At 66.6% G+C, this 18,308-nt stretch carries 16 protein-coding genes; 3 read left to right on the top strand and 13 right to left on the bottom strand.

All coding sequences use genetic code 11. The annotated features are described in order from the left end of the window. Positions 1 to 67: 67 nt before the first annotated feature. From hutI to tdh, 4 genes are read right to left on the bottom strand one after another with little or no spacing between them, the layout of a single operon-like run. Entirely contained in the window at positions 68 to 1,279 is a 1,212-nt protein-coding gene (gene hutI / locus FBY31_RS20565; RefSeq protein ID WP_142044676.1) for an imidazolonepropionase, read from the bottom strand. Positions 1,280 to 1,290: 11 nt separating this feature from the next. After that, positions 1,291 to 2,418: an NAD(P)/FAD-dependent oxidoreductase gene (locus FBY31_RS20560; RefSeq protein ID WP_142044674.1), complete on the bottom strand. Its 1,128-nt coding sequence runs from the start codon at positions 2,416 to 2,418 to the stop codon at positions 1,291 to 1,293. Between the two features lie 40 nt (positions 2,419 to 2,458). After that, positions 2,459 to 3,655, bottom strand: coding sequence for a glycine C-acetyltransferase (locus FBY31_RS20555; RefSeq protein ID WP_142044672.1), 1,197 nt, complete (start codon positions 3,653 to 3,655; stop codon positions 2,459 to 2,461). Positions 3,656 to 3,663: 8 nt separating this feature from the next. Continuing rightward, positions 3,664 to 4,710 carry an L-threonine 3-dehydrogenase gene (gene tdh, locus FBY31_RS20550; protein ID WP_142044670.1) on the bottom strand — a complete coding sequence of 349 codons (1,047 nt, stop codon included), beginning with the start codon at positions 4,708 to 4,710 and terminating at the stop codon, positions 3,664 to 3,666. 144 nt (positions 4,711 to 4,854) lie between these two features. Between tdh and FBY31_RS20545 the strand changes: the two genes are divergently transcribed. After that, complete coding sequence (locus FBY31_RS20545; protein WP_142044668.1) at positions 4,855 to 5,766, top strand: LysR family transcriptional regulator; 912 nt, start codon at positions 4,855 to 4,857, stop codon at positions 5,764 to 5,766. 14 nt (positions 5,767 to 5,780) lie between these two features. On the opposite strand, the gene FBY31_RS20540 is transcribed toward FBY31_RS20545, so the two are convergent. The 5 genes from FBY31_RS20540 to FBY31_RS20520 form a co-directional block, all read right to left on the bottom strand. Beyond that, on the bottom strand, positions 5,781 to 6,371 hold the full coding sequence (locus FBY31_RS20540; RefSeq protein WP_142044666.1) for a DUF5666 domain-containing protein: 591 nt from the start codon (positions 6,369 to 6,371) through the stop codon (positions 5,781 to 5,783). A 210-nt stretch (positions 6,372 to 6,581) separates the two neighbouring features. Beyond that, positions 6,582 to 8,090, bottom strand: a complete 1,509-nt coding sequence (gatB, locus tag FBY31_RS20535; protein ID WP_142044664.1) for an Asp-tRNA(Asn)/Glu-tRNA(Gln) amidotransferase subunit GatB — start codon at positions 8,088 to 8,090, stop codon at positions 6,582 to 6,584. After that, positions 8,090 to 9,670: an Asp-tRNA(Asn)/Glu-tRNA(Gln) amidotransferase subunit GatA gene (gene gatA, locus FBY31_RS20530; protein ID WP_142044662.1), complete on the bottom strand. Its 1,581-nt coding sequence runs from the start codon at positions 9,668 to 9,670 to the stop codon at positions 8,090 to 8,092. Before gatA ends, gatB begins: the two co-directional genes overlap by 1 nt. Before the next feature lie 2 nt (positions 9,671 to 9,672). Next, on the bottom strand, positions 9,673 to 9,969 hold the full coding sequence (gatC, locus tag FBY31_RS20525) for an Asp-tRNA(Asn)/Glu-tRNA(Gln) amidotransferase subunit GatC (RefSeq protein ID WP_013600429.1): 297 nt from the start codon (positions 9,967 to 9,969) through the stop codon (positions 9,673 to 9,675). 146 nt (positions 9,970 to 10,115) lie between these two features. Continuing rightward, positions 10,116 to 11,576: a CitMHS family transporter gene (locus FBY31_RS20520; protein ID WP_142044660.1), complete on the bottom strand. Its 1,461-nt coding sequence runs from the start codon at positions 11,574 to 11,576 to the stop codon at positions 10,116 to 10,118. 183 nt (positions 11,577 to 11,759) lie between these two features. On the opposite strand from FBY31_RS20520, the gene FBY31_RS20515 reads away from it, so the two are divergent. Beyond that, the gene (locus FBY31_RS20515; RefSeq protein ID WP_200833421.1) at positions 11,760 to 13,508 is read left to right on the top strand and encodes a sensor histidine kinase; all 1,749 of its coding nucleotides are present in this window, start codon (positions 11,760 to 11,762) and stop codon (positions 13,506 to 13,508) included. Further along, positions 13,501 to 14,163, top strand: a complete 663-nt coding sequence (locus FBY31_RS20510) for a response regulator (RefSeq protein WP_142044658.1) — start codon at positions 13,501 to 13,503, stop codon at positions 14,161 to 14,163. Before FBY31_RS20515 ends, FBY31_RS20510 begins: the two co-directional genes overlap by 8 nt. A 22-nt stretch (positions 14,164 to 14,185) precedes the next feature. Here FBY31_RS20510 and FBY31_RS20505 read toward each other — a convergent pair whose 3' ends face one another. From FBY31_RS20505 to ligA, 4 genes are all read right to left on the bottom strand, one after another. Beyond that, complete coding sequence (locus FBY31_RS20505; protein WP_142044656.1) at positions 14,186 to 14,569, bottom strand: RidA family protein; 384 nt, start codon at positions 14,567 to 14,569, stop codon at positions 14,186 to 14,188. Between the two features lie 46 nt (positions 14,570 to 14,615). Next, the gene (locus FBY31_RS20500; RefSeq protein ID WP_142044654.1) at positions 14,616 to 15,119 is read right to left on the bottom strand and encodes a GNAT family N-acetyltransferase; all 504 of its coding nucleotides are present in this window, start codon (positions 15,117 to 15,119) and stop codon (positions 14,616 to 14,618) included. A 105-nt stretch (positions 15,120 to 15,224) separates the two neighbouring features. Beyond that, entirely contained in the window at positions 15,225 to 16,034 is an 810-nt protein-coding gene (locus FBY31_RS20495) for an inositol monophosphatase family protein (RefSeq protein ID WP_142044652.1), read from the bottom strand. Further along, positions 16,031 to 18,304, bottom strand: a complete 2,274-nt coding sequence (gene ligA / locus FBY31_RS20490) for an NAD-dependent DNA ligase LigA (protein ID WP_142044650.1) — start codon at positions 18,302 to 18,304, stop codon at positions 16,031 to 16,033. The genes FBY31_RS20495 and ligA overlap by 4 nt, the downstream gene beginning before the upstream one ends. Positions 18,305 to 18,308: the final 4 nt, after the last annotated feature.

The raw sequence follows: 18,308 nt of genomic DNA, 5'->3' as shown, positions 1-18,308 counted from the left end.
CTCCGATGACGCTTTCTGATCATAACAGAACCCAAATGATCATCTAACGTCACTTTAGTGGAAGTGGCTAGCGCGCCCGCTCTCCGGCCCGCCATACAGCGTATGTCAGCGGCATGCCCGGACGGTAGGCAAGGTGCGTGGCCGAGGGAGCGTTAAGCAGGTGGAGATCCGCCCGGTGTCCGACGGCGATGGAACCCACCGCCCGTTCACCGTCGGCGTCGTTCCCCGTGTCCTTGTGCAGTGCAAGGGCGCCGCCGTACGTCGCTGCCCGGACCGCCTCATGGACGCTCAAGTGCATCTGCAGCACCGCGGTCGTCACACAGAAGGCCATGGAGCTCGTGTAGGACGTGCCCGGATTGCAGTTGGAGGCGAGCGCCACCTGGACGCCGGCATCCAGGAGCTCCCGTGCGGGGGCGAGCGGCTGGCGCGTTGAGAGGTCGCAGGCAGGCAGGCAGGTGGCCACCGTTCCCCGGGTACCGGTCCCGGTGGTGGCATCCCAGCCCGCCCAGGTCCCGGCCAGCGCTTCCATGTCCTTGTCCACGAGGTAGTTCACGTGGTCCACGCTGGCCGCTTCGAGTTCCACCGCCAGTTGGACGCCAGGACCCTCGCCGAGCTGGTTTCCATGGACGCGCAGTCCCAGTCCGGCGTCGCGGCACGCCACCAGGACGCGGCGGGACTGGTCAGCGTCGAAGGCCCCGTGCTCACAAAAGACGTCGGCCCACTGCACGTAAGGCCCAACAGCAGCGAGCATGGGGCCGCACACGAGGTTGGTGTAGGTTTCCGGGTCCTGCCCGGCGGGAACCAGGTGCGCTCCTAGGTACGTCACCTGGTCTGCGATGGTGGAGGCAATGCGGGCGCACCGGGCTTCGTGCTCCACGTCCAGGCCGTAGCCGGTTTTCGTCTCGAGGTAGGTGGTCCCCTGGGACACAGCTTCGGCCACCCGGCCAAGTGCCAGGCGCGTGAGGTCGAAGTCGGACGTTGCCCGGGTGGCATTCATGGTCACTGCAATACCGCCGGCGGAGTAGGACTCCCCCGCCATCCGCGCCTCGAATTCGGCCGTCCGGTCACCGGCAAACAGCAGGTGGGTGTGGGAGTCCACCCAACCGGGGAGCATGGCACGGCCACCGGCGTCGACGGCGTCATCCGCGGCGGGAGCATCCGCAGCAGCGCCGATCCACGAGATCCGTTCACCTTCGATCACCACCGCGGCATCCTTCAGGACCCGGTGTTCCAGGTCCTGGGTCATCAGCTCGGCGATATTGGTGATCAGGGTACTCATACAGCCATTCTTCAGCGCCGGACGGACCAGCGGGTGGCTGCGAGCGCCTGGGCTGTCCGGGATGCCGGACTCGTGCCTGTTTCACTGGCACGTTGCTGACCGGCACTTTGCTGGCCGGCCAGGATGTGGGCCGCCGCCAGTTCTGCCATCGCCGATGAGGTCTGGAAGCCATAGCCCCCCTGGCCCGCGAGCCAGTAGAAACCAGGCGCTTCGGCGTCAAAGCCGGCCACCGGAACGCCGTCGGCCGCTTCCGTCCGCAGTCCCGTCCACGCCCTGCGGACCTCCGTGATGCCCAGCGTGGTCACCTGGTTCAGCTTGGCCACCAGCCGCTCCACGTCCCCGGGCCGCGGCTTGGCGTCTTCGGGTCCGCTCGGCACCGTTTCGGACGGGGAGATCAGCACGTCGTCGCCTTCACGGCGGAAGTAGAACGTATTGTCCGCTGCCGCCACCATGGGGCTGTGTTCAGGAAGGGGGCGTTCGACGGCGGCAATCGCCGCAGTGCGCCGGTACGGCTGCAGCCCGAGCTTCTCCACCCCGCTGATGACTGCGAGTTCGTCCGCCCAGGCGCCGGCAGCGTTGACCAGGACGCCCGCTTCGAAGGCCTCCATTCCGGCGCCGACCTGCCAACCCGAGCCAAGGCGCTGCGCGGAGTGGACCCGCGCACCCGTAATGATGTCCACGCCGGAGGCCAGCGCCCGCTGGCGGTGGTCCGCCAGCAAAAGGGGCGCGTTGCAGCCAAAGGATCCAGTATCCAGTCCCGCGGCGGAGAACGATTCCGGGACCAGTGCCGGGCAGAGCTCCAGCGCCTCGGCGTGCGTGATGGTGCGCATGTGGCCGCTGGCTTCCGCGCGCACCGCTTCCTCAGTGCCGATCAGCATGAAGCTTCGCGGCGTCAGGACCGGTTCGGGCAGTTCGGCATCCCTGGCGGCCATGAGTTCCAGTGTCCGGACCGTCAGCTCCTGCACCACGGGCGGGCCGTAGCTGGGAATCAGGTTCCGGGCGGAGCGGGAGGACGTGTGGTACGCCAGTTCCTGCTCCGCCTCCACCAGAGCCACGGTACAGTGGCCCGCCAACGCGGAGGCCAGGGACAATCCGGCTATGCCGCCGCCGGCTATCAGGACGTCGTAATGTGCTGCCATGCCTTCATCCTTGCAGAGTTAAGCCGGGCTGGGACTGCCGTCAGCCTGCCACCTCGGCGCGGCTGGCGACGAAGGCACTGACGCACGCTTCGACGTCGTCCGTTGAGTGCGCGGCCGAAAGCTGCACCCGGATCCTTGCTGCCCCCCGCGGAACCACCGGGAAGCTGAAGGCGGTAACGAAGACGCCGTGCTGCAGCATCCGGTCAGCCACTTGGGCGGCCAGGACGGCGTCGCCGAACATCACCGGGACTATGGCGTGCTCACCGGGCAGCAGGTCAAAGCCCTCCTCGGCCATGCGGCGGCGGAACAACGCAGCGTTTTCGAAGAGCGTGCGCCGAAGGCCGCCCGAGTTCTCCACCAGGTCCAGGGCTTTGATGGTGGCGGCCACGATGGCCGGAGCCAGCGAGTTCGAGAAGAGGTAGGGACGCGCCTTCTGCCGGAGCATGGCCACCACTTCGCTGCGGCCGGAGACGTATCCGCCGGAGGCTCCGCCCAGCGCCTTGCCGAATGTTCCAGTGTAGATGTCCACGCGGTGCGAAACTCCTGCATGCTCCGGCGTACCGGCACCGGTTGCCCCCATGAAACCGACGGCGTGCGAATCGTCCACCATCACGAGGGCGTCGTGCTTCTCGGCGAGGTCGCAGATGGCCTCCAGCGGAGCCAGGAATCCATCCATGGAAAAGACGCCGTCGGTGACAACGATCTTGCGGCGGGCATCTTTTGCCTCCACCAGCTTTGACTCCAGGTCCGCCATGTCCTGGTTGGCGTACCGGTACCGCTGGGCCTTGCACAGTCGGATGCCGTCGATGATGGAGGCATGGTTGAGGGCGTCCGAGATGATGGCGTCCTCCGGGCCGAAGAGCGACTCGAAGACGCCGCCGTTGGCGTCGAAGCAGCTGGAGAACAGGATGGTGTCCTCTGTCCCGAGGAACCGGGAGACGCGGGCTTCGAGTTCCAGGTGCAGGTCCTGGGTGCCGCAAATGAACCGGACGCTGGCCATGCCAAAGCCGCGTTCGTCCATGGCCGCCTTGGCTGTCGTGATGATGTCCGGGTGGTCAGCCAGGCCCAGGTAGTTGTTGGCGCAGAAGTTCAGCACGTCCGCGCCGGGCTGGCCGATGATGCCGGCGTTGATGTGGCTTGACTGGGGCGAGTTGATGCTGCGTTCGGTCTTGAACAATCCCGCGCTGCGGATGTCCTCCAGCTCGGTGCTCAGCTGGTCCTTAATCGAGGTGTACATGGTGTTCCTTAGAGTCGGGTCCAGTCGAGGACAACTTTTCCGCCGGCGGCGCTGCGGGCAAGTTCGAAGCCCTTTTCCCAGTCGGTGGCTGGGAGCGTATCAGTGACGACGGCCGAGATGCCTGCGTGCAGCACGGGGTTGGAGGACAGCATGGCGCTCATGGCGTACCAGGTCTCGTACATCTCGCGGCCGTAGATGCCCTTGAGCGTGAGCATGTGGGTCACCACCTTGCCCCAGTCAATGGTGATGTCCTGGCTGGGCAGCCCCAGCATGGCAATCCGGCCGCCGTGGTTCATGTTGTCGATCATCTCCGGCAGGGCGGTGGGGTGCCCGGACATCTCCATGCCGATGTCAAAACCTTCCCGCATCCCCAGCTCGCGCTGGGCATCCCGCACCCTGGTGGTGGCGACGTTGATGGCGAGGTCTGCGCCGAGCCGGCGGGCGAGGTCCAGCCGGTGCGGTGACACATCAGTGATGGCGATCTTGCGGGCACCGGCGTGACGTGCGACTGCGATGGCCATCAGCCCGATGGGTCCGGCACCGGTGATGAGCACGTCTTCGCCTACCAGCGGAAAGCTCAGGGCAGTGTGCACAGCATTGCCGAAGGGGTCGAAGATGGCGCCCAGCGCCGGAGTGACAGAGGGATCGTGATGGACCCAGGCGTTGGTTTCCGGGATCACCACGTACTCTGCGAACGCGCCGTCCCGCTGCACGCCCACGCTCACCGAGTGGATGCACATTTGCCGCCGGCCTGCCCGGCAGTTCCGGCAAATGCCACAGACCACATGGCCTTCTCCGGATACCCGGTCACCGACCTTGACGTCGCGGACATCCTCGCCGACTTCCACCACCTCGCCATAGAACTCGTGGCCCGGGATGAGGGGGGCTTCTATGATCCCCTGCGCCCAGGAGTCCCACGACTGGATGTGGAGGTCGGTGCCGCAGATGCCCGTAGTCATAACCCGGATCTTCACGTCGGCAGGACCGGCCTCCGGTTCAGGGCGGTCCACGAACTCGAAACCGGCCTGCGGGCCGGCCTTGTACAAAGCCTTCATCGGCTTCCTTACTCTTTGTCTGCGTCACTTTGTCTACGTCGTCGGCAGGTGCTGACCCCCTCATTACAGCGAGGAAGAAGCTTTAGCACAACCGCTAATTTCTCAATCAACGATGTAGCAAAAGCTAACGCATAGACTGGGCTGGTGGAGATACACCAGCTCGAAATCCTGCGCGAACTCGGCGCCCTGGGCAGCGTCAAGGCTGTCGCGGAGACCCTGATGGTCACGCCGTCGGCCGTCTCCCAACAACTGGCCCTGCTGCAGCGCACCGTGGACGTGCCCCTGACCCGCAAAGAGGGCCGGAACCTGGTGCTCACCGAGGCAGGCCAGGTGCTGGCGGACGCCGGTGCCGCCGTCGTCAGCGCCATGGCCGAGGCCCGCGGTGCCATCGGGAATTATCACGGCACAGCGGCGGGCAGGGTCACACTGTCCGGTTTCCACAGCGTGGGGCAGGCCGTGTTTGCGCCCCTGGCAAGGATCCTCGACGCTCCGGACCAGCCGCGGATTGAGCTGTCCGATGAGGACGTGGCGCAGCAGGACTTCCCCGCCCTGACCGCGCGGTACGACCTGGTGCTGGCCCACCGGATGGACCACAGCCCCCGCTGGCCCGCCGACCGGGTCACGGTAATACCCCTCGCCCATGAACCGCTGGATGTTGCCTTGCCTGCCGCCCACCCTTTGGCGGGGAAGCCTGCCCTAACCGCGGACGACGTCGGCGGTGAGGCCTGGGTGACCAGCCACACCGGCTACTCCCCCGCCGATGTCCTGGCTGCCGTCGCGGCCGTTTCCAGCCGGGAACTCAACATCGTCCACCGGATCAACGACTACTCCACGGTGGCGGCCCTGGTGGCCGCCGGCGGGGTGGTGGGACTGCTGCCGAGGTACACCGCGGGCCCCGTGCTCAACCCCGACATTGTGCTGCGGCCGCTCGAGGGAATCAGCACGCGCCGCCGGATCGACCTGCTGGCCCGGCCCGAAAACCTGAAGCGCCGTTCGGTCATGATTGTCTCTGAGGCACTGCAGGGCATCATGGCCGGGCTGGTGGAACAGGGCTGACCCCTGGTTGGCCGCTACTTGAAGCGTCCCTTACTGTGACCGTGGCCGTTGCCGCGGCCCAATCCAAGCCCGGGGCCGTCGCCACCGCCCTCCGCGATCCGCTCAGCCGTGGCCTGGTCCCCGTTCTTCACCCCGGAGATCCGGACGGCGTCGCCGGTGGCGATATCCGCAATGGTTCCATCGGACGGCTTAACCCGCTTGCCGCCGTCGTCCGTTCCCGGGGAGCTTTCCGGCGCTGCGGCCGGAGCCTTGTGGATTTTTGTGTCCGCGTTAACGGCGTACGTCTGGGAGTAGCCGTCCTCGCTCTTGACCGTGATCGAGGTATCGCTGACGGCCTCCACGGTGCCGCGCTGCTCGAGGACGGCTTGGTAGGTGCCGTCCGCCTTCTTCACCACGCTCTCGCCGTGAAGGTGCTGCGGGCGCTGGGCCTTGTCCGGCTTGTTGTGTCCCGGGCCCTTCTCTGAATTCCCCGGCGCCGATGATGACGGGGACGGCGAGGGCGGGTCAGCGGCCCAGGCGATGGCCACGCCGGTGCCCGTCAGCGCGAGTGCCACCGCCCCGGCGAGCATGGTCTTGCGGATCTTGAACGGGTCCCTAACCAACATGAAACCTACCTCCCACAGCAACAGCAGGGCCTGCTTGTCCCTGTGACCGGCGCCCTGGAGCTTCAGTGTAGGGCCGGGATGCACGGCTGCACACGAGTAGTTCGCGCCATGTGGGAACCGAGTACTACTTAAACCGCAACCGGGTCGCAGCAGGTGCCGTTATGAACGCTCAGAACGACGCTAACTGCGACCCAGTCGCCGGTGGGAGGGCTAGACGGTGACGCCCAGTTTCTCCAGGATCAGCTCCCGGACCCGGCCGGCGTCGGCCTGGCCGCGGGTGGCCTTCATGACTCCGCCCACGATGGCACCGACGGCCTGGACCTTGCCGCCGCGGATCTTGTCCGCGACGCCCGGCTGCGCGGCCAGGGCGGCATCGATGGCTTCGAGCAGGGGCCCGTCGTCAGAGACCACAGCCAAGCCGCGCTTCTCCACGATCTCCGCGGGGCTGCCTTCGCCGGCGAGGACGCCGTCCAGCACCTCAGAGGCCATCTTGTTGTTGATCTTGCCTTCCTCCACCATGCGGGCGAGCTCCACGATGGTGGCCGGCTGGACACCGAGCTGGCCGGGATCCACATCGGCATTCTTGGCCCGGCCCACGATCTCACCCATCCACCACTTGCGCGCGACAGAAGCCGAAGCGCCGGCGGCGATGGTTTCCTCGATCTCATCCATAACGCCGGCGTTGACTACGTCGCGGAATTCGAGGTCCGAGTAGCCCCAGTCAGCCTGGAGGCGCTTGCGGCGGGCGGCCGGCGGTTCGGGCAGCGTGGCGCGGAGCTCCTCCACCCATTCGCGGGCCGGCACCACGGGGACCAGGTCCGGCTCGGGGAAGTAGCGGTAGTCGTCGGCGTCCGACTTGGCCCGGCCGGACGTGGTGGTGCGGGTGTCCTCATGCCAGTGGCGGGTTTCCTGGGTGACGGGCGCACCGGAGTCCAGCACGGCAGCATGCCGCTGGATTTCGTAACGGACCGCGTGTTCGACGGCGCGCAGCGAGTTCACGTTCTTGGTCTCGGACCGGATGCCGAACCGTTCCCGGCCGTGCGGGCGGAGCGAGACGTTGGCGTCGCAGCGGACGTTGCCTCGCTCCATCTTCGCGTCGGACACGCCTAAGTTCTTCACGATTTCCCTGACCGCCGCCACGTAGGCCTTGGCCAGTTCAGGCGCGCGGGAACCGGCACCCTCGATGGGCTTGGTGACGATCTCCACCAGCGGCACGCCTGCGCGGTTGTAGTCCACGAGCGAGAAGTCGGCGCCCTGGATGCGGCCGGTGGCACCGCCCATGTGGGTCAGCTTTCCGGCGTCCTCCTCCATGTGCGCGCGCTCGATCTCCACCCGGAACACGGTGCCGTCGGACAGTTCGATGTCCAGGTAGCCGTCGTAGGCAATGGGTTCGTCGTACTGGGACGTCTGGAAGTTCTTGGGGGTGTCCGGGTAGAAGTAGTTCTTCCGGGCGAAGCGGCAGGACTCGGCGATCTTGCAGTTAAGCGCAAGGCCGATCTTGATCGATGACTCGATCGCAGCCTTGTTCACCACGGGCAGGACGCCGGGCATCCCCAGGTCCACTTCGTTGACGTTGGTGTTCGGCTCATCACCGAAGACGTTCGGGGCGGAGGAGAACATCTTGGTCTTGGTGTTGAGCTCCACGTGGACCTCGAACCCCAGGACGGGATCGTACTTCTCCATGGCCTCTTCGAAGCTCAGGATTGCGTCAGTGTTCATTATTTTGCCTCCTGGCTTCCAACAAGGGTTTCGACAGGCTCAACCACCGAGGTGGCCAGCGCCGGGGCCTGGGCCAGCAGCGGCCCGCCCCACTTCGCCTCGAGCAGGGACTCCAGCACGGCGCCCACGCGGTACAGGCGGGCGTCCTCGCGGGCCGGGGCCAGCAGCTGGATGCCCACGGGGAGACCGTCCTCGTCGGCAAGGCCGCCCGGCAGGGACAGGCCCGGCACGCCGGCCAGGTTTGCCGGGATGGTGGCGACGTCGTTCAGGTACATCGCGAGAGGATCGTCCAGCTTCTCGCCGAGGCGGAAAGCGGTGGTGGGGGCCGTGGGCGAAATCAGGACGTCCGCCACGGTGAAGGCGGCCTCGAAGTCGCGCTGGACCAGGGTGCGGACCTTCTGGGCGGAGCCATAGTAAGCGTCGTAGTAACCGGCGGACAGTGCGTAGGTGCCCAGGATGATGCGCCGTTTGACCTCATCGCCGAAGCCGGCGGCACGGGTGGCACCCATAACGCGTTCGATGGTCATGGGGCCCTCTTCGGGGAGGACCCGCAGGCCGTACCGGACGCCGTCGAACTTGGCGAGGTTGGAGGAAGCCTCGGAGGGCATGATCAGGTAGTAGGCGCCCAGGGCGTACTGGAAGTTGGGGCAGGAGACCTCGACGATTTCCGCTCCGGCTTCCTTGAGGAGCTCCAGGGCATCGTTGAAGCGGTTTTCGACGCCGGCCTGGTAGCCCTCGCCGTGGAGTTCCCTGATGATGCCGATCCGCAGGCCTTCAACGTTGCCGGTTTTCGCCGCGGCGACGAGGTCGGCGAGCGGGTCCGGCAGCGAGGTGGAGTCGCGGGGATCGTGCCCGCCGATGACCTGGTGCAGGAGGGCCGAGTCCAGGACGGTCCGCGACACGGGACCGATCTGGTCCAGGGAGGACGCCATGGCAATCGCGCCGTAGCGGGAGACGCTGCCGTAGGTGGGTTTTACCCCCACGGTGCCGGTGACGGCGCCGGGCTGGCGGATGGACCCGCCGGTGTCGGTGCCGAGGGCGAGCGGGGCCTCAAACGCGGCGACGGCGGCAGCGGACCCGCCGCCCGAGCCGCCCGGAATCCGGTCCAGGTCCCAGGGGTTGCGGGTGGGCCCGTAGGCGGAGTGCTCGGTGGAGGAGCCCATGGCGAACTCGTCCAGGTTGGTCTTGCCCAGGATGGGCATTTTGGCGGCGCGCAGCCGCTCCACGACGGTGGCGTCGTAGGGGCTGTGCCAGCCCTCGAGGATCTTCGATCCCGCGGTGGTGGGCTGGCCCACCGTGACGATGAGGTCCTTCACCGCGATGGGCACCCCGGCCAGCACATGCAGGGCTTCAGCTTCGGCGCCGCCGGCGGCGCGGATGGCGTCCACCTCGGCGGCGACAGCGAGCGCTTCTTCGGCGTTAACGTGCAGGAAGGCGTTGACGCCGCGTTCGCCGCCGTCAACTGCGGCGATCCGGTCCAGGTACGCCTGCGTGACCTCGACGGAGGTCACCTCGCCCGCGGCCAGCTTTTCGGCCAGCTCAGCGGCGGAGAGGCGGATGAGTTCGTTATTGTCAGTCATGATTATGCCTCATCCAGGATTGCCGGGACCTTGAAACGGTTGTCATCGGAGTCCGGTGCACCGGAGAGTGCCTGTTCGGCCGTAAAGGTGTGCCCCACAACGTCCTCGCGGAAGACGTTGGTGAGCGGGATGGGGTGGGACGTGGCCGGGACGTCGTCGCCGGCGGCTTCACTGACTGATTTGACCGAATCAACGATGACGGCGAGTTCTCCGGCCATCCTGTCCAGCTCTTGGGCACTCATCTCGATGTGAGCGAGCCGCGCGAGGTGCGCAACGTCGTCACGGTTGATCGCAGCCATGGATCTCCCCTGCAAAGTTTGAATTGATTTCCGGTCCATTCTAGTGGGGAAACGGAGATGCCCGTCTGACGGCCCCCAGCGGGCGTCAGACGGGCACCTTCATGCCGTGGTACAGCCCATCAGGGGCAACACGCGGCAGGTACAGACTAACCGATTCCAATGGCTCCAGTCAGCATGCCAATTCCCAGCATGACCAGCGAAACCACTGCTGCGCGCCACAGCACTTTCTTGTGGTGGTCGCCGAGGTCGACCTTGGCCAGCGATACCAGGAGCAGGATGGCGGGAACCAGCGGGCTCTGCATGTGGAACGGCTGCCCGGTGATGGAAGCGCGCGCCATCTCGGCGCCGCTGATGCCGTAGTGCGCAGCAGTCTCGCTCAGGACGGGAAGCACCCCGAAGTAGAAGGCGTCGTTGCTCATGAAGAACGTCATGGGGATGCTCAGGAGGCCGGTGATGACCGCCATCAGCGGACCCATGTTGGACGGGATGATCTGCACCAGCCATGCCGACATCGCTTCCACCATGCCCGTGCCCTTCAGGACGCCCGTCAGGACTGCGGCAGCCATAACCATGCTGACCACCGCAACGATCGACGGCGCGTGGGCCACGATCTGTGTGGCCTGGTCCTTGACGTGGGGGAAGTTCACCAGCAGGGCGATGGCCGAACCGACCATAAAGACATACGGCAGGGGCACGAGGTCGGCGATGAGCATGCCCATCACGGCCACGGTGAGGGCCAGGTTGAACCACTGCAGCTTGGGGCGCAGGGTCTTGCGGTTGGGATCCAGCGCGGTGTCCGCCATGGCGGTGTCATTCTCATCCACCAGGGCTTCCGTGCGCTCCAGCACAGCTACGCCGGAACCTCCGACGGCGGGGGCTGCTCCGGCGGGGCCGGTCCCCTTGCGTCCGCGGCCGGTTCCGGAACCGCCGGCGGGAGTGCCGCCGTCGAACCCTTCGGCAGTATCGGGGACGCCCCAGATTTCAGGCTGTGTGGCACGGAGGCGGTTGCGCTCCTGCAGTCCGAGGACCCAGGCGAAGACCAGGACGACGGCCAGGCCGGCGGCCAGGGACGGGATCATGGGGACGAAGACCTCGTTGACGTCGATCTTCAGGGCACTGGCGGCGCGGGCGGTGGGGCCGCCCCAGGGGACGATGTTCATGGTGCCGTTGGCCAGGCCGGCCACGCAGGTGAGGACCACTGGGCTCATCTTCAGCCGGAGGTAGATCGGCAGCATGGCAGCAGTGGTGAGGATAAAGGTGGTGGAGCCGTCGCCGTCGAGGGAGACTGCTGCGGCCAGCAGGGCGGTGCCCAGGACCACCTTGGCGGGGTCATTGCCGAGCTTGCGCAGGATGAACCGGACCAGCGGGTCGAACAGTCCGACGTCGATCATCAGGCCGAAGTAGATGATGGCGAACATCAGCAGGGCGGCGGTGGAGGTCATCGACTTCATCGAGTCCATCACCATGTCGCCAATGCCCAGGCCGGCGCCGGCGAAAAGACCAAAAACTGTTGGGACGATGATCAACGCCAGCACTGGCGTCAACTTCTTCGTCATGATCAGCACCATGAATACCGCGATCATGGCGAATCCAAGTAATACCAGCACGGCTGGGCTCCTTCTTTGTGAACAGCGGCACAGCGGTGTGACGCGTGCTACAGACTTTAGGGTGGCCGGCGTCACGGCAGTGCCTTTGGCTCAATTGATTGGCATACTGCTTATTGCGAGCATTTAGCTCATTGTGCTCACGGGCTTAGCGGGCCCCGTTACCCATCTGGATCGAGGAGGATCATGCTGCGTTCCGATCCCCGCGCGCCGCTGCGGTTCTCCACCCAGACGCTGCTTCTGCAGCTGGCGGTGGTGCTTTTGGTGGTTCTGCTCAGCGCCGCAGTGCATGCCTGGCTGACCTATGACCGGGTGGGCCGCGAGGCGGAGAACCAGGCACTGACCCTGGCCCGGACGGTGGCCTCGGATCCGTCCGTGCGGGCCGACGTGCTGGCCATCAGTGAACAACCCGGCACTCCTCCGGCCTCCGAACTCGCTGCCGGGCCGCTGATGGCATCGGCGGAAGCAGTACGGGCCCGGACGGGTGCCCTGTTTGTGGTCATTACCGACGAAACCGGCCTGCGGCTGGCCCATCCGGATCCGCAGCGGCTCGGGGAAAGGGTGAGCACCGATCCGTCCGAGGCCCTTGCCGGCCAGGAGGTCACCACGCGGAACACGGGAACCCTTGGCCCGTCGGCAGGCGCGAAAGTGCCCATCTACGCCCCCGGCAGCAGCACCGTGGTGGGCGAGGTCAGCGTGGGCTATTCAATGGAGACCGTGGGCCAGAGCGTGGAACGGGACATCGGCCCGGTTGCCCTGACGGCCACCGGCGCGCTGCTTGCCGGCATCCTGGGGTCCTTCCTGCTGCGCCGCCGCCTGCAGCGCCTCACCTGGGGACTGGAGCCGGAAGAGATCAGCTCCCTGGTCCATGACCAGGTGGCGGTCCTGCAGGGTGTGGACGACGGCGTGATCGGCGTTTCCGCCGACGGCCGGATCACCGTCTTCAACGCCGCGGCGCAGCGCCTGCTGGGGCTGGGCGACCTCGCCGGAACACACTGGGAGGGCGCACCCGTACCGGACCTGCTGAAATCCCTGACCCGGCCCGGCTCCGGCGACGCTTCCGCCATTGAACTGGTGGCGGGCGGCCGGGTGCTGGTGGCCAATGCGCGCAAGGCCCTTCACCGGCGGGAGGACCTGGGCTGGGTGGTGATGCTCCGTGACCGCACAGAGCTGCAGCAGCTCACCCGGCAGCTGGACGCCGTGGGCACCATGTCCACGGCATTGCGGGCGCAGCGGCACGAGTTCGCCAACCAGCTGCACACCATCGCGGGGTTCATGAGCATGGGGCAGCACCAGCAGGCCCGCGAGTACCTGGCCCGGTTGGCCGCGACCGGGCCGCTGAAGTTTCCGGTGGACCAGGCCGAGCTGCTGCAGGACCCCTACCTGCAGGCCTTTGTTGGCGCCAAGGGCGTGGAGGCCGACGAGCGCGGGGTCGCCTTGCGGATCGGGCCCGAAACACTGGTCCACGGGCAGGTCACCGATGCCCAGGACGTCACCACCGTGCTGGGCAATTTGATCGACAATGCCGTCAACGCCGCGGTGGCCGGAACAGCTGCGGACCGGTGGGTTGAGGTGGAGGTGCTGGATGAGCCGGGTGACGACGGCGGTACCCTCCATGTGGTGGTGGCCGACTCCGGAGACGGGCTGGCGGAGGGAACGGCCGCGGAGGCGGTTTTTGCCGAAGGCTTCACCACGGCTTCCGGCGCGCTTTCCAGAAACAACCGTGCCGGCGGGGGCCAGGGGCTCGGGCTGGCGCTGGCCCGTCAGCTGGCCAGGCGCCGCGGCGGTGACGTCAAGGTGCTGGATGCCGGCACGCCTGGAGGTCCCGGGGCTGTTTTTATGGCAACGCTCCCCGGCACCACTGCGGGAGCCAAGGATTCCCAGCTCAATGATGCAGCGTCTCAAGATGCAGCTGGAAAGGACCACCATGGCTGATGATTTTCGGGTGCTGATCGTGGATGACGACTTCCACGTGGCCAAGCTGCACGCCGCCTATGTGGATTCCGTGGCGGGGTTCCTGGCGCTGGCCCCGGTGGGGACGGCGTCGCTCGCGCTGCAGGCCATCCACAGCCTGCGGCCGGACCTGGTACTGCTGGACGTCTACCTGCCTGATGCGTCCGGGCTGGACCTGCTCCAGCAGCTGGATGTGGACACCGTGATCCTCAGCGCCGCTTCCGACGCCGCCTCCCTCCGGGTGGCGTTCCGCCGCGGTGCGCTGGGCTACCTGCTGAAGCCGTTTACGGCCGATTCCCTGTCGCAGCAGCTTCGGTCGTACGCGCGGTACCGGCGCCTGCTGTCCCAAGCGGGCGCGCTGGACCAGGACGCGGTGGAGCGGGCCAAGCGGGCGCTGATACCCGGCGATGTCACGCCGTCGTCCAGGCCGCGCTCGGCCACGGAGGCGGCTGTCCTGGAGTCCCTGGTTCCCGGCGAGCAGTATTCGGCGGCGGAGGTGGCAAGCCGGGTGGGGGTATCCCGGGCGACGGCGCAACGGTACCTGTCCTCACTGGCTGACGACGGCGCAGTGGACATCCAGCTGCGGTACGGGACCACCGGCAGGCCGGAGCACCGCTACGGCCTGCCGGCTACCTGACCTCAGGAACCCGGAACGGAAACTAGCTGGCGCTCTTCTGGGCCACGAGCTCGATTTCAACGAGCATTTCCGGGTCCAGGAACGGCAGCACGTGCACCAGGGACAGGGTGGGCCGGATCTCGCCGAATACCTCACCGTGGGCACGTCCGGCTTCTTCCCACTGGCTGATGTCCGTCAGGTACAGCTTGGACTGGACCACATCCTCGAAGCTGAAGCCGGCGTCGGCGAGGACCTTCCCGAGCTTCTGCAGGATGAACTGGGTCTGGGAGTAGAAGTCGTTCCCCACGATGCCGTCCTCGCCGCTGGCCGCGGTGGCGGAAATGTACAGGGTGTTGTCCACCTGGACGGCCCGCGAGTAGCCGAGGGTCTGTTCCCAGACGGAGCCGGTTCCGAAGGTTTTGCGCATGGTGGGCCTTTCAAAGCTGGAATGAGTCGGCACCACTTTAGGGCGGCTACAGGTCGAGCCGGTAAACCAGCAGTTTTATGTCAGTTCCGGGGACGAACCAGTCCCTGTCCGGCACCCGCGCGAAGCCGGTTTTGTTGTACAGTCCGCGGGCGCTTTTCCAGGTGCTTCCGGTGGTCAGCGACACGGCATTGACCCCGGCCAGTGCCCTGGCGTGGTCCACGATGGCGGCCATCATGGCTTTGCCTGCGCCGCTGCGCTGCACGGCCGGGTCCACCACCAGCATGCGGAACTCCAGCTCGTCCCGCAGTGCGATGTCCGCGTAGGGCTCGCCGGCCAAAGCCAGGGTGACCGAACCCACCACGTTTCCGGCCCGCTCCGCCACCCAGACGGTGGCCTGGCCGGCGCGCTGCGCAACGTCCTGGACCTTGCGCATGTAGGGGTGGTCGGCGTCGTCGAAGTACCCGGCGGCCAGGTAGGAATCCCTGGTGATGCGGGCAACGGCGTCGAAATCGGATTCGACGGCGGGACGGACGGTTATCTGCTGATGCACCCATCAATGGTAGTGGTACCAGCCGGTAACACCGGCTGATTGTGCGCTTTTCGTGACTGAACTATCAGTCAGGGTGGGACGGGCAGTCACGGCGAAAACTTGCAGTCAGAGCGGAAATTTGCCGGACAGCTCCAGGCTGGCTGCGCAGGTCCAGGCGTCCAGGCGCTCCTGGTCGGTGGGTCCGCCATCCAGCGGGCTGGTCAGCCGGGGGCGGCGGACCCAGCAGCCGGCTTCCTCCGCGATCAGGGCACCGGCGGAGAAGTCATGCTCGTTGAGCCCGCGCTCCCCAAAGGCGTCGTGCGTCCCGTCCGCCACCATGCACAGGTCCAGCGCGGCGGACCCCAGCCGGCGGACGTCGGCGAATCCCTCCAGCAGCCCGGCGAACTGTGCGGCCTGCTCGGTGCGGACCAGCGGATCGTAGTTGAAGCCGGTGGCAAGGATCTGCCCCTTGCGGCCCGGCACAGGCCCTTCCAGCCGGGTCAGGGTGCCGGCTTCTTCCAGCCAGGCACCCTGGCCGCGGGCAGCATAGTAGATGCGGCCCAGCGCAGGGGCGTTAACGACGCCGGCCAGCCAGGCGCCGCTGGCGTCCGCCACCGCCACGGAGGTGCCGTAGTAGACGATGTTGCGGATGAAATTGGTGGTGCCGTCCAGCGGGTCAATGGACCAGCGGTAGCCGGTAGGGTCGGCCGGCCTGGTGGTGCCGTGCTCCTCGCCGGTGATGCTGTCCCCGGGCCGCGCGGCCGCGATGACATCCCGGACCGCGTTCTCCGCGGCCACGTCGAAGGCGGTGACCCAATCGCCGGCGTCGCCCTTGTTGCTGGCCTGGAGCGCGTCAGCGTTCCGGCCGGCGAGGACCCTGGCGCCGGCGGCCGCGGCCTGCCTGGCCACATCCAGCAATTCAGTCACGGCGGTCACCGGCTTGCCTCCGCTTCTGCCGGTTCTGTCGCAGAACCAGCGCCGTCTTCCAGTGCTGCGGGGCCGCCGGCCAGCAACTGCCGGAAGCCGTCCTCGTCCAGCACGGGTACGCCCAGCTGTTCGGCCTTGTCCAGCTTGGTTCCGGCGTTTTCGCCGGCCACCACGTAGCTGGTGTTTTTGGAGACGGAACCTGCTGCCTTGCCGCCGCGGAGCAGGATGGCTTCCTTCGCCTCGTCCCGGCTAAAGTTCGGCAGTGAGCCCGTCACCACCACAGTCAGTCCTTCGAGGGTCCGCGGCATGGACTCATCCCGCTCGTCTTCCATGCGGACCCCGGCCGCGGCCCAGCGGTTGACGATGTCGACGTGCCAGTCCTCGGCAAACCACTCCTTGAGGGCGGCTGCGATGGTGGGGCCCACCCCGTCCACGTGGGCGAGGTCATCCTCGGAAGCCTTGCGGATGGCGTCCATGCTGCCAAAGGCGGTGGCCAGGGCGCGGGAAGCCCGCGGGCCCACGTGCCGGATGGACAGCGCCACCAGCACCCGCCACAGCGGCTGGGTCTTCGCCTTCTCCAGCTCCCGGAACAGCTTCTCCGTGCTGGCCGTGGGTTTGGAAGGGGACTTCGCCGTGCCCTTGCTGTAGAAGTAAGGCACCAGTTCAAACTCCCCGGCGGGCACACCCTTGGTGCGCTTTTCACGCCTGATGCGGACATCGGCGAGCATTTCCGGGGTGAGGTCGAACAGGGCCGCTTCCGTGGTCAACGGCGGAACGTCAGGTTCTGCCGGCTGGGTCAGGGCGATGGCTGCTTCCCAGCCGAGGGCCTCGATGTCGAAGGCACCACGCCCGGCAAGGTGGAACACCCGCTCCCGCAACTGTGAAGGGCAGGATTTTGAGTTGGGGCAGCGGATATCCACGTCGCCCTCCTTGGCCGGGGCCAGGGGCGTGCCGCAGGAAGGGCAATCGGTGGGCATCACGAAGTCGCGGACCGGCGGATCCTGCTGGTCGCGCAGGGCCAGGACCGGCCCCACGATTTCCGGGATGACGTCGCCGGCCTTGCGCAGGATGACGATGTCGCCGATCTTCACGCCCTTGGCCTTCACCACGTCCTGGTTGTGCAGGGTAGCCATTTCCACAGTGGACCCGGCCACCTTGACGGGCTCCATCATCCCGAAGGGCGTGACACGTCCGGTGCGGCCCACGTTGACCTGGATGTCCAGGAGCTTGGTGTGGACCTCCTCGGGCGGGTATTTGTAGGCGACGGCCCACCGCGGCACTCGGGTGGTGTAGCCAAGGGCCCGCTGGGTGGCGAAGTCGTCCACCTTGACCACGATGCCGTCAATTTCGTGCAGCAGTTTGTGGCGTTTGTCCCCGTACCGCTTGATGAAGTCAAGGACATCGTCCAGGCTGTCCAGCACTTCGGAATAGGGGCTGACCGGCAGCCCCCAGTCCTTCAGCAAGGCGTAGGTTTCGGACTGGCTGCGCGCCTGGAGCCCCTCCCGGGCACCGATGCCGTGGACAAACATCTTCAAGGGCCGCTTGGCTGTTTCCGCCGGGTCCTTCTGGCGCAGTGAGCCCGCTGCCGCGTTGCGGGGGTTGGCCAGGGGCGCTTTTCCTGCTTCAATCAGCGCTTCGTTGAACTCGGCGAAGGCCTGCGAGGGGATGAACACCTCACCCCGGATCTCCATCTCCGCCGGAAACCCCTCCCCGCTCAGTTCCTGCGGGATTTCCTTGATCGTGAGGACGTTGTGCGTAATGTCCTCGCCCGTAGTGCCGTCACCGCGGGTGGCTGCCCGCACCAGTTTGCCATCCCGGTACAGCAGGTTGACGGCGAGTCCATCAATCTTCAGTTCAGTCAGCCAGCCCGGCTGATGCGTTCCGTCACCCAACTTCTCGATGCCGGCTGACGCTTTGGTGAGCCAGGCTTCGAGTTCCTCGAGGGAAAAAACATCCTCGAGGCTGTACATCCGCTGCAGGTGCTCCACGGCGGCGAAGGCGGCGGAGACTTCCCCGCCCACTTCCTGGGTTGGCGAATCGTTGGCCACCAGTTCCGGGTGGAGTGCCTCGATTTCCTCCAGCCGACGGAACAGTTCATCGAATTCGGCGTCGGAGACCAGGGGCGTGTCTTCCTGGTAATAGGCAAACCTGTATTTCCGGACGAGGTCCACGAGGTTCTCGTATTCCTCGCGCACTGATTCAGTGGGGGTTGCTTCCGGCTCGACGGATTCGGTGGTGCGGGTGGCGGCCTGTTCTGCGGGGCCTGGTCCTCTACTCACAGAC

It is taken from the genome of Arthrobacter sp. SLBN-100, from assembly GCF_006715305.1.
Lineage (GTDB): Bacteria > Actinomycetota > Actinomycetes > Actinomycetales > Micrococcaceae > Arthrobacter.
Note: the sequence above shows the minus strand (reverse complement) of the source record. Positions and strands in the feature narration are given on the sequence as shown.

Coding starts and splice junctions, on each gene's coding strand:
- FBY31_RS20560 (WP_142044674.1), bottom strand. CDS start 2,418: ATGGCAGCACATTACGACGTCCTGATAGCCGGCGGCGGCATAGCCGGA.
- gatB (WP_142044664.1), bottom strand. CDS start 8,090: ATGAACACTGACGCAATCCTGAGCTTCGAAGAGGCCATGGAGAAGTAC.
- hutI (WP_142044676.1), bottom strand. CDS start 1,279: ATGAGTACCCTGATCACCAATATCGCCGAGCTGATGACCCAGGACCTG.
- tdh (WP_142044670.1), bottom strand. CDS start 4,710: ATGAAGGCTTTGTACAAGGCCGGCCCGCAGGCCGGTTTCGAGTTCGTG.
- FBY31_RS20505 (WP_142044656.1), bottom strand. CDS start 14,569: ATGCGCAAAACCTTCGGAACCGGCTCCGTCTGGGAACAGACCCTCGGC.
- FBY31_RS20555 (WP_142044672.1), bottom strand. CDS start 3,655: ATGTACACCTCGATTAAGGACCAGCTGAGCACCGAGCTGGAGGACATC.
- gatC (WP_013600429.1), bottom strand. CDS start 9,969: ATGGCTGCGATCAACCGTGACGACGTTGCGCACCTCGCGCGGCTCGCT.
- FBY31_RS20540 (WP_142044666.1), bottom strand. CDS start 6,371: ATGTTGGTTAGGGACCCGTTCAAGATCCGCAAGACCATGCTCGCCGGG.
- FBY31_RS20510 (WP_142044658.1), top strand. CDS start 13,501: ATGGCTGATGATTTTCGGGTGCTGATCGTGGATGACGACTTCCACGTG.
- gatA (WP_142044662.1), bottom strand. CDS start 9,670: ATGACTGACAATAACGAACTCATCCGCCTCTCCGCCGCTGAGCTGGCC.
- FBY31_RS20515 (WP_200833421.1), top strand. CDS start 11,760: ATGCTGCGTTCCGATCCCCGCGCGCCGCTGCGGTTCTCCACCCAGACG.